Here is a 13,725-nt window from a genome sequence, read left to right as displayed (position 1 = left end):
ACTTCAACCCCGAAGGCAAAAACAAAAGACCCGGCGCGATGGCCGGGTCCGGGATGTGCAACTGGCACAACGGAGGGTTTTAGCTGCCCGCGACCGTCATGCGCTCGATCAGCACAGAGCCGCTGTGGATATTGCTGCGGGTTTCAAGATCGCTGCCAATCGCTACAATCTGCTGAAACATGTCCTTCATATTGCCGGCAATGGTCACTTCCTGCACAGCGAACTGAATCTCGCCGTTCTCGACCCAGTAGCCCGCTGCGCCACGCGAGTAATCACCCGTGACCATGTTCAGACCATGTCCCATCAGCTCGGTTACCAACAGGCCACGGCCCATGCGCCGAATCAATGCAGCTTGATCTTCGACGCCATGGGTGACGAACAGGTTGTGCACGCCCCCCGAGTTGGCGGTGCTTGGCAAGCCCAGCTTGCGCCCCGAATAGGTACCGAGCAGGTACGCCACCAGTTCGCCGTTTTCGACGAACGGCTTGGCGTAGGTGGCCAGGCCATCGCCGTCGAACCCCGCGCTGCCCAGTGCCCGCGGCAAGTGCGGGCGTTCATCCAGGGTCAGCCAGCTAGGGAACAGGCGCTGCCCCAGAGAGCCTTCGAGGAACGACGACTTGCGGTACAGGTTGCCGCCCGAGATCGCCCCAAGAAAGCTGCCGAACAGGCCACCGGCAAGCTCGGCAGAGAACAGCACCGGCACTTCGCAGGTCGGCACCGGGCGCGCACCCAGGCGGCTTGCGGCACGTTGCGCTGCACGCAGGCCAATGCTGCGCGGGTCGGCCAGCAGTTCGCCCTGGCGGTTGACGTCATACCAGTAGTCGCGCTGCATCTGCCCGTCGGCTTCGGCAATCATCACGCAACTGAGGCTGTGCCGGGTCGAGGCATAGCCGCCGATAAAGCCATGGCTGTTGCCGTAAACACGGCAGCCCTGATGGGTGTTGAGGGTGGTGCCGTCGGCATTCTTGATCCGCGGATCGGCATCAAAAGCAGCGGCCTCACAGGCCAGTGCCTGCTCGATGGCCTGCTCGGGGCTGATGTCCCAATCGTGATACAGGTCAAGCTCAGGGATATCGCGGGCCATCAGGGCGGCATCGGCCAGCCCGGCGCATTCGTCTTCCGAGGTGTGCTTGGCAATCGCCAGGGCTGCAGCAACGGTTTCGCGAATGGCCTCCGGGCCGCTGGCCGAGGTACTCGCCGAGCCCTTGCGCTGGCCGACATAGAGGGTGATGCCAAAGCCCTGGTCACGGTTGAACTCGACCGTCTCGACCTCGCGCTGACGCACCGTGGTCGACAAACCCTGCTCCAGCGACACCGCCACCTCGCAGGCGCTGGCACCCTGGCGGCGCGCTTCGGCAACGATCGCCTCGACTTGCTCCTGCAAGGCCGGCAGGTCCTTCGGGCCTATGCTCTGGACTGCACTCATGGTCTTCTCCACTCAAATTCTGCTTACGGCTAGGGTCATTCTACGACCGGGCCGGACAATTGGCCCCCGACTGGTTATCATGGCGGCGATTTCTAGCGGACGGCCACCATGGTTGATTCATACGACGACGCCTTCGATGGCGAAAAAAGCAAAACCCAGATCAAGCGCGAGCTACATGCACTGGTTGAACTCGGCGAGCGCCTGACGACGCTCAAGCCTGACACCCTGGCGCGCCTGCCCTTGACCGACCCGCTGCGCAAGGCCTTGGCCGATGCCAGCAAGCACACCGCGCACATCGCCCGCAAACGCCATATGTCGTTCGTCGGCAAGCTGATGCGCGACCAGGACACCGACGCAATTCTTGCGGTGATCGAGCAACTCGACAGCTCTACCCGCCAGTACAACGAACGCTTTCACGGCCTTGAGCGCTGGCGCGATCGGCTGGTCGACGGCAACGACGAGGACCTTGAGCGGTTTGTTCAGGAATACCCTGAAACCGACCGTCAGCAACTGCGCTCGTTGATCCGCCATGCCCAGCACGAAAAAGCCCGGGACAAGCCGCCGGCTGCTGCGCGCAAGGTGTTCAAGTACATCCGCGAACTTGACGAAGCTCAGCGCGGCCTGCGCTAGGTAATGCCTCGTGCGCAGCAAGCCCGCCCCCACCGCGGTGGAGGCGCGCTTGCTGCGCACTACGCTCACCCGCCGGTACCGCCGACGGTGATCGCATCCAGCTTCAGGGTCGGCTGGCCAACGCCCACCGGCACCGACTGACCATCCTTGCCACAGGTACCGACGCCGCTGTCCAGCGCCAGGTCGTTACCGACCATCGATACCCGGCTCATCGCCTCCGGCCCATTGCCAATCAACGTCGCCCCCTTGACCGGCGCGGTGATCTTGCCGTCTTCGATCAGGTACGCCTCACTGGTGGAGAAGACGAACTTGCCGCTGGTGATATCGACCTGGCCACCGCCCAGGTTGGCACAGTAGATGCCCTTCTTGACCGAAGCGATGATCTCTTCGGGATCGCTCTCGCCTGCGCGCATGTAGGTGTTGGTCATACGCGGCATCGGCAAGTGCGCGTAGGATTCGCGGCGGCCGTTACCGGTCACTGCCATGCCCATCAGGCGCGCGTTGAGCTTGTCCTGCATGTAGCCTTTGAGGATGCCGTTCTCGATCAGCGTGGTGCACTCGGTTGGCGTACCTTCGTCGTCGACGCTGAGCGAGCCGCGACGATCCTGCAGAGTGCCGTCATCGACGATGGTGCACAGGCTGGAGGCAACCTTCTGGCCGATCTGCCCGCTGTAGGCAGAACTGCCCTTGCGGTTGAAATCGCCTTCCAGGCCATGGCCGACCGCCTCGTGCAGAAGCACGCCGGACCAGCCCGGGCCAAGCACCACTGGCAAGGTGCCGGCCGGCGCCGGCTTGGCTTCGAGGTTGACCAGCGCCTGGCGCAGGGCTTCACGGGCATAGCCCATGACCCGCTCCTCGGTGAAGAAGCGGTAGTCGGTCCGCCCACCACCACCCTGCCCGCCACGTTCACGGCGGCCGTCCTTCTCGACGATCACACTGACATTGAAGCGCACCAGCGGACGCACGTCGGCAGCCAGGCCGCCATCGGCAGCGGCCACCAGAATCCGCTCCCAGACCCCGGCCATGCTCACGCTGACCTGCTGGATGCGCGGGTCAAGGGCCCGCGTGGCGACGTCGACGCGCTTGAGCAGTTCGACCTTGTCGGCACGGCTGAGCACATCCAGCGGGTTGTTCGGGGTGTACAGCTGGGTCACATCCTGGCTGCGAAACGCCTGCACCGTGCCGTTCTGGCCGGCACGCGAGATCGACCGGGCGGCGCGTGCGGCCGAGGTCAGGGCTTCGAGGTTGATCGCATTGCTGTAGGCGAAGCCGGTTTTCTCACCAGACAGGGCGCGCACGCCAACGCCTTGGTCGAGGTTGAAGCTGCCTTCTTTGACGATGCCGTCTTCCAGCGCCCAGGTTTCAGAAATCTGGCCCTGGAAGTACAGATCGGCAGCATCGATGCCGGGCCCGGCCAACTCGCCCAGTACAGCCTGCAGGCTGTCCAGGGTCAGTCCGCCCGGGGCAAGCAGCTGGTCGCTGACGGTGGTTAACATCTGGCTCATAGTCACTCCGAGGTGTGCGCAGGCCGCAAGGCGTCCTGCGAGAAAAAGCGCCGGTGCGTAATCACCGGCATCCGCGCCCGGATGGACGCTTGTTGATCTATGTCGCGCTCGGCCAGCAGCACCGCTTCACCGCGAGCCTGCTGGGCGATGATGCGCCCCCAGGGGTCGACGATCGCCGCCTGACCGTGGGTTTCGCGGGGGCCGGGGTGGATTCCGCCCTGGGCCGCCGCCAACAGATAGCATTGGGTTTCGATGGCGCGGGCGCGAATCAGTACCTCCCAATGCGCCGCACCGGTCACCGCAGTAAATGCTGCGGGGGCCGTGATCAACTCCGCGCCGGCCGCCCTCAGTGCACTGTACAGTTCAGGGAAGCGCAGGTCATAACAGACCGACAGGCCTACCTTGCCCAGCGGCGTGTCGGCCACCACCACCTGGCTACCGTGGGCATAGTCATCCGATTCACGGTAACGACCGCGGTTGTCGGCCACATCGACATCGAACAGGTGCAGCTTGTCGTAGCGTGCGACCACCTCACCGTGCTCGTCGATCAGCAGCGAACAGGCATGCGCCTTGGCGTCCGGCTGACCGAGCGGGGGCAACGGCAAGGTGCCGGCAACTATCCATAACTTGAGGGCGCGAGCGGTGCGTTTCAACCATGGCAGGATCGGCCCTTCGCCACGCGCCTCGGCCAGGCCGATCGCAGCGGCATCGCGCCGGCCCATGGCAGCGAAGTTTTCCGGCAGCACGGCGAGCCGCGCGCCGGCGGCAGCGGCTTGCTCGAGCAATACACCGGCCCGCTGCAGGTTGGCCATCACATCGTCCTGGCTGACCATCTGAATCACCGCTGCTTTCATCGGCACTCCTAGCGAGACTTTTCGAAAGGTTTCACAAAGGTGATCTTAGGCTCTTTCCACGAGCCATCGACGCGATAGTGCACGCTGGCAAAGCGCGAAATTCGATCACCAATCAATTGATCGACCAGAAACAGCGCACCACCAATGGCCGGCGCGCCGACGATCAACGCCGCCAACGGCAGGTTGTTGGTGACCGGCAGGGTGACCTGGAGGTTGGCAGCGATGCGATCACGCACCATGTCCATGGTGCCATCGAGCTCGAAGTTGCTGGACGGCCCGGTGACGGTAATCGGCTCACGGGTCACGTAAACGCCTTCACTAGCCACCAGCAGGCCCTTGACCCGGTCATAGCCAAGCCCCTTCTCGAACAGGTCGGAGAAGTCCAGGCGCAGGCGCCGGCCGATCGAGTTGAAGTTGAGCAGGCCGAACACGCGCAACGCCTGGGCGCCGCCCTCGACCTCGACGAACTGACCACTGCGCAACGACGCATCGAGGCTGCCGGAGAAGCGCTTGGTGTCGATCCAGGCCGGCGAGCCAGGCCAGCGGCCATCGACATCCAGATGGAAGTCGCGGCTGGTTACCGTGGGCGCAAAGCCAAAGCCCTGCAGCACATCGGCCAGGTTCTTGCCATCCAGGCGGCCCTTGTACCAGCTCGCAGTGCTGCCCGGCAGACCTTCCCAGGCGCCATTACCATCGATGTGCAGGCCCTTGATCAGCAGGTCGACGCCATTGAAAGACACGCCGCGCGGGGTCGGTCGCAATTTCAGCGCTACCGAACCGAACAGGTCATCACCGCGATACAGCTTGTCGATGCTCAGGTCCAGCGCAGGGACCTTGCGCGGGTCGAAACTGGCCAGCGGGTCGGGGGCATTGTCGTCCTGCGCTTGCGCTGGATCGGCCGGTGGCAGGCGCAGGCTCTGCAGTTTGACCACCATGGGCTGCGCCTTGGCATCCGGAATGCGTGCGTTGCCGATCACCTCGCGGCTGTCCAGGCGTAGGTCCCAGGCACTGGCGACACGGGCCAGGCGGACCACGGCCTGGTTCAATTGGGTGCCGAAAGCTTGTATCTGGCCGATGCTCAGATCGACGCTTTGCAGGGTCTGCCGGGCACTGCCACCGGGGTCATCGCCGGCCAGGCGCTGTGCCTGCTGCTGCCACGCTTCAAGATCGAGCGTGTCGAGCCGGCCACGCACGCGCAGGCCCTTGCCACCAGGCAGTTGTGGCTCGCCCGCGCCCAGCAGCAGCTCGCCGCGGCCTTGGTCAAGCTTGCCGCCGGGCGCTGCGTAGGCGAAGCGTGTGCTGTCCCCATAACGGGCATCGAAGCGTCGCTCGTTACCTTGCAGGGTCATGCTGAAGCGGCTGTCACGGGTATCCTGGACAGCCTTGGCAAAGGGCGCCGGCAAGTCGATGCTGAGGCCTTTGAGCGAAGAATCGACGGTCAGGCGATTGTCCCGGCTGCCCAGGCTCAGCTGCAGCTGATAGGGAATCTCGCCGCTGGCAGGCAAGGCCTGCTTGACCTGCAGCCAGTCGGTCAAGGTCTTCAACGCGACCTGGCCAGAGGCATTGATGCGGGTCTGCATCTGACCGGGCTGGCCCTCGGCGACGATTTGCGCGGTGACCGGTTTGCCAAAGGCCTGCAGGCTGATGTTGTTGCCGCTCAGGCCCTTGTCCAGGTCGAAGGTGAAATCGCCCTTGAGCTTGCTCAGTTGCAGCTCCGGCGGCGCGACCTTGAGGCGCGCATCAGCGGTGCTGAAGTCGACCTTGACCTTGGGTAGCTTGCCGTGTGCCATTGGGATATCGAGGTTGAGCTTGCCGTTGAGCGGGCCTTCACCTTCCCAGCCAGCGAAAATATCAGCAGTGCCGATCGGCGCCTCCTGGAGGATCTTCAGGCCATCGCCGAGCGGGCCGGCGAAGTTGCCGGTCAGGTACAGATGGCTGTCCTGGCCAGCGTCAACGTGGGGGATGTTCACCGTGACATCGCTGACCTTGGTGTCGAGCAACAGGCCTTGCCGGGCCTTGATGCGCACGCCGCTGTCTTCGATCAGCACATCGCCGGCCACCTGCTGCACCTGAGGCCAGCCGGGCTGGAAGTCCAGCGCCGCGTCACGCACCTTGAAGAACAGGCTGATACTGCGCGCTTCGGGGGTGGCATCGTGGTTCAGCGAACCCTGATACTGGAAGTAGCCCTCATCCACAGCGCCCTTGACGATGGCACTGCGCAGCCATTCATCGAGGGCCGGGCTAAGGACTTCGGGCAGATATTTGGCGGTGTAGCGACCATCGCCTTCGGTCAGGCCGACGCGCAGGTCCATGTAGTCTTCGCGGCCTTCCTCGAACAGCAGGCGGATCAGGAAGTCGCCGGCGATCTTGCCTTCTTCGCCAAGTACCTTGAGGTACGGTGCGATCAGGGTGAAGCCCTCCTGATCCAGGCGCCAGGTGAGCAAAGCATTGGCTTTCTGGTAATGCCAGGGTTTGGCGAAGATCGGATACAGATGCAGCATGAACGCATCGGTATCCAGGCGCAATTCGCCATGACCGAGGTCGCCGCTGATGCTGCCGCTGACGTTCCCCGCCGCCGGCGCACCGTGGTAGGCGTTGAAACCGATGCGGTCCAGGTTGGCGGCAAACTGCAGGCGCTGATCACCTTCGGCCTTGGGCCGGATATCCAGCTTCACGTTATGCAGCGCGCCGGTCACCTTGAGCCCGTCGACCACCGCCATGAGGTTGTCCGGCAACGGCGCCAAAGCATTGATCAAGGGGGTCAGAGGGGTCAGGTCGAGGGTGTCGGCCTGGACCTGCCAGGATTCTTCGAGAGGTGTCGAAGCGCTGTGCTGTCGGGCTTGCAGGTGGGTTTCCCAACGCTGCTTGCCGATGCTAGCCGCCAGCGAGTCGAGCACTAGCTGGTAACCGTCCTCACCACGCTGCAGCCAGGCGGACAAGGCAAGATCATCCAGGCTGACGGGCTTGCGGCTGCTGTAGGCACCGCGCAGGTGCGGCGCGTTGAGGCGCACGCTTGCGTGCTGCAACTGGCCCTTGCGCACACCTACCCAGAATTCGCCCCCCGCGCGCAGCGCTTCGGCGCGCCACTGGCCAAGCAGCTTGGGTGGCAGCCAGTGCGACCAGTCGCTTTGCGGCAGGCTCAGGTAGCCGTCCAGGGAGCCATCGCGCCAGTTATCAGCCGTGGCCCGGCTACGCAGATTGAGCGCCAGTGGCTGCCCATCGGGCAGGGTCGCCCGTGCATCCAGCGCCTGGCGCGAGGCGCCGGCCTGCAAGCCAACGCTGACGTAAGTCAGGGTCAGGGGATCGCGCTGCCAGGGGTGCAGTGTGACCTGGCTATCGAATACGTCGATCCGCCCCAGCTGCTGCAAGCGCTGCAGCAACTGCGCCGGGTCGAGCGGGGTGTCGTCCTGCTTGGGCAGGCCTTCCAGCGCCCAGGAGCCCTGCTCGTCCTCGCGCAGAATCAACTGCAGGCCGCCCAGCTGGATGCGCGCCAGGCGCACTTCGCGGGCCTTGAGGCTGGCCCATAGATCAGGCACGGCCTTGACGTCATCCAGGCGCAGCGCATCGGCGCCCTCGCCCAGCTGCAGATCACGCACACGCAGCACCGGTGCCAGGCCACTCCAGCGGCCTTCCAGTGCGCCGATATGTACCGGCAGGCCGAGGGACTGCTCAGCCTTGCTCTCAACGTCGGCGCGATACTCTGCCACCAGCGGCACCAGTTGCCGGCCGATGCTCACATACAGCGCCACCAGCACCGCCAGCAAGGCACACAAGCCCAGCCCCCAACGGGTCAAGGCGCTCAGAACGCGGGTCAGACGCTCCATGGCCATGGCCCTCCAAAACGTGCTTTAACTATGGCTGCAAGCGCGACTTTCGCCAACCGGCGATGGTTTTCAGGACGCGTCAGAGGAGCACCACATCGTATTGTTCCTGGGAGTACATGGTCTCGACCTGGAAGCGGATGGTGCGGCCGATGAACGCTTCCAGCTCAGCAACGTTGCCGGACTCTTCATCGAGCAGACGATCGACCACCTTCTGGTTGGCCAGCACACGGTAGCCCTCGGCCTGATAAGCCCGCGCTTCACGGAGGATCTCGCGGAAGATTTCGTAGCAGATGGTTTCGGCGGTTTTCAGCTTGCCGCGGCCCTGGCAGCCGGCGCACGGCTCGCACAAGACTTGCTCAAGGCTCTCGCGGGTGCGCTTGCGGGTCATCTGCACCAGACCCAGCTCGGTGATGCCGATGATGTTGGTCTTGGCGTGATCACGTTCGAGCTGTTTTTCCAGGGTGCGCAGCACCTGGCGTTGGTGCTCCTGATCTTCCATGTCGATGAAGTCGATGATGATGATCCCGCCGATGTTGCGCAGACGCAGCTGGCGGGCGATCGCCGTGGCCGCCTCGAGGTTGGTCTTGAAGATGGTTTCTTCGAGGTTGCGATGGCCGACGAAGGCGCCAGTATTGACGTCGATGGTGGTCATCGCCTCGGCCGGATCGACCACCAGGTAGCCACCAGACTTGAGCGGCACCTTGCGCTCGAGCGCACGCTGGATTTCGTCTTCGACACCATACAGGTCGAAGATCGGCCGCTCGCCCGGATAGTGTTCGAGGCGGTCGGCAATCTCCGGCATCAGTTCACCGACGAACTGCGTGGTTTTCTGGAAGGTTTCCCGCGAGTCGATGCGGATTTTCTCGATCTTGTGGTTGACCAGGTCACGCAAGGTCCGCAGCGCCAGGCCGAGGTCTTCGTAAATGACCGTCGGTGCACCGCAGGTCTGGATCTGGCTGGCGATCTGCTCCCACAGCCGGCGCAGGTAGCGGATGTCCTGGAGGATGTCGTCCTGGCGAGCGCCTTCGGCAGCGGTGCGCAGGATGAAGCCGCCGGCGTCCTTGACGTTTTCCTGCTCGATGCAGCTGTTGACCACCTGCTTGAGGCGCTCGCGTTCGGCTTCGTCCTCGATCTTCAGCGAAATACCGACGTGACTGCTACGCGGCATGTACACCAGATAGCGCGACGGAATCGACAGCTGAGTAGTCAGCCGCGCGCCCTTGGTGCCGATCGGATCCTTGGTGACCTGCACCACCAGTGACTGGCCTTCATGCACCAGCGCAGTGATGGTCTCGACCGCCGAGCCTTCGCGCTGGGAAATCTCCGAGGCATGAATGAACGCCGCGCGGTCCAGGCCGATATCGACGAAGGCGGCCTGCATGCCCGGCAGAACCCGGACCACCTTGCCTTTGTAGATATTGCCAACGATACCGCGGCGCAGGGTGCGCTCGACATGCACCTCCTGCAGAACACCGTTTTCAACCACTGCCACGCGCGATTCCATCGGCGTGATGTTGATCAGGATCTCTTCACTCATGGCAGGTTCTCATCAAAGGTCTGGGGTTATGATGGATCGCTGACCGATCCCTGGCTAGCGCTGCGTTCAACCCTCTGCCTGAGCTGCTGGCAGTTGCCAGCAGGGGATGCCGAACTGGCCGAGCAAATCGGCGGTTTCGCTGAGCGGCAGGCCGACCACGGCCGAATAGCTGCCGCTCAGTGCGGTGACAAAAATCGCGGCCAAACCCTGGATGGCATAGCCGCCGGCTTTGTCCAGCGGCTCTCCGCTGGCCCAATAGCGGCTGGCCTCGTCAGGGCCGATCGAGCGAAAACGTACGGTGCTGGCGACGCACAGGCTGCGGACCTGCTGGCCATCATCCAGAGCAACTGCGGTAAGTACCTGATGCTCGCGCCCAGCCAGTTCAGCGAGCATAGCCAGGCCGTGTTCGCGGCTTTCAGGCTTGCCGAGAATGCGCCCATCAAGCACCACCGCAGTATCGGCGCCGAGTACCACACCAGCACCCGTGATATGGGCCAGTCCGGCAGCTGCCTTGGCGCGAGCCAGGCGCTCGACATAAGCCTCGGCGTTTTCCTTGGCAAGCGGGGTTTCATCGATGGGTGCGCTGACGGTGGTGAACGGCACGCCAATCTGGTTCAACAGTTCACGACGACGCGGCGAGCCAGAGGCGAGATAGAGTGGCTTCATGTGGACATATCCCTGTCAGGCGCGGCGATGCCGGTCAGTTGATGTGCAGGCGGCGGCGCAGGTCGCGCAAGGCAAAGCTGATCCACGGCCAGAGCAGCGCACTGATGACTGCCGACCACACCAGCGCCAGGGTCGGCAGGCGATTGCCGGTCAGGGCACTGAGCCACAACTGGATCAACTGGGCGATGCCGAAGATCACCAGGATCACCAGGCTCTGCTGCCACAGCGGGAACATGCGCAGGCGCTGCTGCAACGACAGCACTAGGAAGGCGATCAGGGTCAGGATCAGCGCGTTCTGCCCCAGCAGGGTGCCGTACAGCACATCCTCTGCCAGGCCCAGCACGAAGGCGGTGGTCATGCCGACCTTGTTCGGTACGTTGAGTACCCAGAATGACACCAGCAGGGCCAGCCACATCGGCCGGAACACTTCCATGAACTGCGGCATCGGCGAGACGCTGAGCAACAGGCCGATGGCGAAGCTGAGCCAGATGACCCAACCGTTTCTACTGCGCGAACTGGCCATCATTGCCTCCGCGGTTGGCTGGGCGACGCAGCAGGCGTCGCAGCCGGATTGACGGGTGCCGCTGGCGTTGCCGCAGGAGCAGCCGGGGTGGCGGGCGCAGTGCTTGCTGGCGCGCTGGCAGCAGGCGTGGCTTGCTCGGTAGCAGCTGCGGCTGGCGGCTGCGCCGTACCCTGCCGATCAGCTTCTTCCTGGGCCATGGCTGCCTCGGTCGCACGCTGCTCCGGGGTGCGGCGGTCGCTGAACACAAGCAGCATATAGCGGCTGCGGTTGAGCGCCGCAGTAGGGATGGCGCGCACGATCGCGAACGGCTGACCGGAATCGTGGATCACTTCGTTGACCGTGGCCACCGGGTAACCGGCCGGGAAGCGCTGACCCATGCCCGAGCTCACCAGCAAGTCGCCCTCTTTGACATCGGCAGTGTCGGCAACATGGCGCAGCTCAAGCCGCTCCGGGTTACCGGTACCACTGGCGATGGCGCGCAAGCCGTTGCGGTTGACCTGCACCGGAATGCTGTGGGTGGAGTCGGTGAGCAGCAGTACCCGCGAGGTGTAAGGCATCAGCTCGACCACCTGGCCCATCAGGCCGCGGGCATCGAGCACCGGCTGGCCGAGGAAGACGCCGTCGCGCTCGCCCTTGTTGATCAGGATACGGTGGGTGAACGGATTGGGGTCGACGCCGATCAGCTCGGCCACTTCAACCTTCTCGTTGACCAGCGCCGACGAGTTGAGCAACTCGCGCAGGCGCACGTTCTGCTCGGTCAGGGCCGCCAGCTTCTGCAGGCGCCCCTGCAACAGCAGGGCTTCGGTCTTGAGTTTTTCGTTCTCGGCGGCAAGCTCGGTGCGGCTGCCGAACTGGCTGGCGACACCCTGGAATACGCGCTGCGGGAGGTCTGTGAGCCAATACGACTCCATCAGCACCAGGCCCATCTGGCTACGCACTGGTTTGAGCAGGGCGAAGCGCGAGTCGACCACCATCAAGGCAACCGAGAGCACCACCAGTACCAGCAGACGAACGCCCAGCGAAGGGCCCTTGGAGAAAAGCGGTTTAATGGGCCGTTCCTCGTGGACGACGATTCAGGAGGTGACTGGACATGAAGCGGAGCACCGGCCTGCTGCGAATTGACGGAAACAGCGCCCCACGGACGCCAACCCAGCGCATACAGGTAGCACTGCGAGTGCTACCTGTAAACCAGGCGATCATTACCGGACGTTGAACAGCGCCGTGAATCACTCGCTCGAGAGCAGATCCATTGCGTGTTTGTCCATCATTTCCAACGCACGACCACCGCCACGAGCCACACAGGTCAGCGGGTCTTCGGCGACGATCACCGGCAGGCCGGTTTCCTGCGCCAGCAGCTTGTCGAGGTCGCGCAGCAGCGCGCCACCACCGGTCAGCACCAGACCACGCTCAGCGATGTCCGAGGCCAGTTCCGGCGGCGACTGCTCAAGGGCGCTCTTGACCGCCTGGACGATGGTCGCCAGGGATTCCTGCAGCGCTTCGAGCACTTCGTTGGAGTTCAGGGTAAAGGCACGCGGCACGCCCTCGGCCAGGTTACGGCCACGTACGTCGACTTCACGTACTTCACCACCTGGGTAGGCGGTGCCGATTTCCTGTTTGATGCGCTCGGCAGTGGATTCACCGATCAGGCTGCCGTAGTTGCGGCGCACGTAGGTAACGATAGCTTCGTCGAAGCGATCGCCGCCAACCCGTACCGATTCGGCGTAGACCACACCGTTAAGCGAGATCAGCGCGATTTCAGTGGTACCACCACCGATATCGACGACCATCGAGCCACGCGCTTCTTCGACCGGCAGGCCGGCACCGATGGCCGCAGCCATTGGCTCCTCGATCAGGAACACTTCACGTGCACCGGCGCCCAGCGCCGATTCACGGATGGCGCGGCGCTCGACCTGGGTCGATTTGCACGGCACGCAGATCAGCACACGTGGGCTGGGCTGCAGGAAGCTGTTTTCGTGAACCTTGTTGATGAAGTACTGCAACATTTTTTCACAAACGCTGAAGTCGGCGATGACGCCGTCTTTCATCGGACGAATGGCTGCAATGTTGCCGGGCGTACGGCCCAGCATACGTTTGGCTTCAGTCCCGACGGCGACAACGCTTTTCTGGTTGCCGTGGGTACGGATGGCAACAACCGAGGGCTCATTCAGGACGATACCGCGCTCACGCACGTAAATAAGGGTGTTGGCAGTACCCAGGTCGATAGACAGATCGCTGGAAAACATGCCACGCAGTTTCTTGAACATGGGAAAGTGACCCTGGGGAAAGCGTGGGTAAAAAAGTGCGGCAAACTCTAACAATGGCAGGGATTTTGGGCAAGGAGCCAATATGTTAAATTGGCAGTTTTTCCGAGCAAGCCTGCAGATGATCGCGGCTGTATGACCGCCAAAATGCCGGCATGTTCCTCATCGCGGAACTAATTCCGTTTGGTTTTTCTGGAGATTCCCCATGGCGCTGCAACGCTCCGACGTGGAAAAGATCGCCCATCTGGCCCGACTGGGGCTGAATGAAGGCGAACTGCCGCGCATCACCGATGCCTTGAACAGCATCCTCGGGTTGGTCGACCAGATGCAAGCTGTCGACACCAGCGGTATCGAACCGCTCGCCCACCCCCTGGAGGCCAGCCAACGTCTGCGCCCCGACCAGGTTACCGAAAGCAACCAGCGCGACGCGTATCAAGCCATCGCCCCGTCGACCGAGAACGGTCTGTACCTGGTTCCAAAAGTCATCGAGTAAGGGAAA

General features: G+C 63.4%; 11 protein-coding genes. 2 read left to right on the top strand and 9 right to left on the bottom strand.

Features of this window, described 5'->3' with window-relative positions; translation table 11 throughout:
* Positions 1-79: 79 nt before the first annotated feature.
* Positions 80-1,426: a metalloprotease PmbA gene (gene pmbA, locus ACIOAU_RS00485; protein ID WP_101316837.1), complete on the bottom strand. Its 1,347-nt coding sequence runs from the start codon at positions 1,424-1,426 to the stop codon at positions 80-82.
* Positions 1,427-1,534: 108 nt separating this feature from the next.
* Between pmbA and yjgA the strand changes: the two genes are divergently transcribed.
* Entirely contained in the window at positions 1,535-2,056 is a 522-nt protein-coding gene (yjgA, locus tag ACIOAU_RS00480; protein WP_101316835.1) for a ribosome biogenesis factor YjgA, read from the top strand.
* Positions 2,057-2,121: 65 nt separating this feature from the next.
* On the opposite strand, the gene tldD is transcribed toward yjgA, so the two are convergent.
* The 8 genes from tldD to mreB all read right to left on the bottom strand — a co-directional run bounded on the left by tldD (position 2,122) and on the right by mreB (position 13,229).
* Positions 2,122-3,561 carry a metalloprotease TldD gene (gene tldD / locus ACIOAU_RS00475; RefSeq protein WP_103436172.1) on the bottom strand — a complete coding sequence of 480 codons (1,440 nt, stop codon included), beginning with the start codon at positions 3,559-3,561 and terminating at the stop codon, positions 2,122-2,124.
* A gap of 2 nt (positions 3,562-3,563) precedes the next feature.
* Positions 3,564-4,415, bottom strand: a complete 852-nt coding sequence (locus ACIOAU_RS00470) for a carbon-nitrogen hydrolase family protein (RefSeq protein ID WP_101316832.1) — start codon at positions 4,413-4,415, stop codon at positions 3,564-3,566.
* 8 nt (positions 4,416-4,423) lie between these two features.
* Positions 4,424-8,245, bottom strand: a complete 3,822-nt coding sequence (locus ACIOAU_RS00465) for a YhdP family protein (protein ID WP_401179308.1) — start codon at positions 8,243-8,245, stop codon at positions 4,424-4,426.
* Positions 8,246-8,318: 73 nt separating this feature from the next.
* Complete coding sequence (gene rng / locus ACIOAU_RS00460) at positions 8,319-9,776, bottom strand: ribonuclease G (RefSeq protein WP_101316828.1); 1,458 nt, start codon at positions 9,774-9,776, stop codon at positions 8,319-8,321.
* A 66-nt stretch (positions 9,777-9,842) separates the two neighbouring features.
* Positions 9,843-10,442 carry a Maf family protein gene (locus tag ACIOAU_RS00455; RefSeq protein WP_401179305.1) on the bottom strand — a complete coding sequence of 200 codons (600 nt, stop codon included), beginning with the start codon at positions 10,440-10,442 and terminating at the stop codon, positions 9,843-9,845.
* A 34-nt stretch (positions 10,443-10,476) separates the two neighbouring features.
* Positions 10,477-10,965 (bottom strand): rod shape-determining protein MreD, encoded by a 489-nt coding sequence (gene mreD / locus ACIOAU_RS00450; RefSeq protein WP_101316824.1) that lies wholly within the window; start codon positions 10,963-10,965, stop codon positions 10,477-10,479.
* Complete coding sequence (gene mreC, locus ACIOAU_RS00445; RefSeq protein ID WP_219855908.1) at positions 10,965-11,984, bottom strand: rod shape-determining protein MreC; 1,020 nt, start codon at positions 11,982-11,984, stop codon at positions 10,965-10,967. Before mreC ends, mreD begins: the two co-directional genes overlap by 1 nt.
* Positions 11,985-12,191: 207 nt before the next feature.
* A complete protein-coding gene (gene mreB / locus ACIOAU_RS00440; protein WP_003255163.1) occupies positions 12,192-13,229 on the bottom strand; it encodes a rod shape-determining protein MreB in 1,038 nt (345 codons plus the stop codon).
* Between the two features lie 202 nt (positions 13,230-13,431).
* Here mreB and gatC point away from each other — a divergent pair, with 202 nt between their 5' ends.
* Positions 13,432-13,719 (top strand): Asp-tRNA(Asn)/Glu-tRNA(Gln) amidotransferase subunit GatC, encoded by a 288-nt coding sequence (gene gatC, locus ACIOAU_RS00435; protein WP_101316820.1) that lies wholly within the window; start codon positions 13,432-13,434, stop codon positions 13,717-13,719.
* Positions 13,720-13,725: the final 6 nt, after the last annotated feature.

Source organism: Pseudomonas sp. NPDC088322 (genome assembly GCF_044740745.1).
GTDB lineage: Bacteria > Pseudomonadota > Gammaproteobacteria > Pseudomonadales > Pseudomonadaceae > Aquipseudomonas > Aquipseudomonas shirazensis.
Note: the sequence above shows the minus strand (reverse complement) of the source record. Positions and strands in the feature narration are given on the sequence as shown.

Excerpts from the sequence above, each read along its gene's own strand:
- gatC (WP_101316820.1), top strand. The coding sequence starts at position 13,432 with ATGGCGCTGCAACGCTCCGACGTGGAAAAGATCGCCCATCTGGCCCGA.
- mreD (WP_101316824.1), bottom strand. The coding sequence starts at position 10,965 with ATGGCCAGTTCGCGCAGTAGAAACGGTTGGGTCATCTGGCTCAGCTTC.
- ACIOAU_RS00455 (WP_401179305.1), bottom strand. The coding sequence starts at position 10,442 with ATGAAGCCACTCTATCTCGCCTCTGGCTCGCCGCGTCGTCGTGAACTG.
- ACIOAU_RS00470 (WP_101316832.1), bottom strand. The coding sequence starts at position 4,415 with ATGAAAGCAGCGGTGATTCAGATGGTCAGCCAGGACGATGTGATGGCC.
- mreB (WP_003255163.1), bottom strand. The coding sequence starts at position 13,229 with ATGTTCAAGAAACTGCGTGGCATGTTTTCCAGCGATCTGTCTATCGAC.
- ACIOAU_RS00465 (WP_401179308.1), bottom strand. The coding sequence starts at position 8,245 with ATGGCCATGGAGCGTCTGACCCGCGTTCTGAGCGCCTTGACCCGTTGG.
- pmbA (WP_101316837.1), bottom strand. The coding sequence starts at position 1,426 with ATGAGTGCAGTCCAGAGCATAGGCCCGAAGGACCTGCCGGCCTTGCAG.
- rng (WP_101316828.1), bottom strand. The coding sequence starts at position 9,776 with ATGAGTGAAGAGATCCTGATCAACATCACGCCGATGGAATCGCGCGTG.
- yjgA (WP_101316835.1), top strand. The coding sequence starts at position 1,535 with ATGGTTGATTCATACGACGACGCCTTCGATGGCGAAAAAAGCAAAACC.
- tldD (WP_103436172.1), bottom strand. The coding sequence starts at position 3,561 with ATGAGCCAGATGTTAACCACCGTCAGCGACCAGCTGCTTGCCCCGGGC.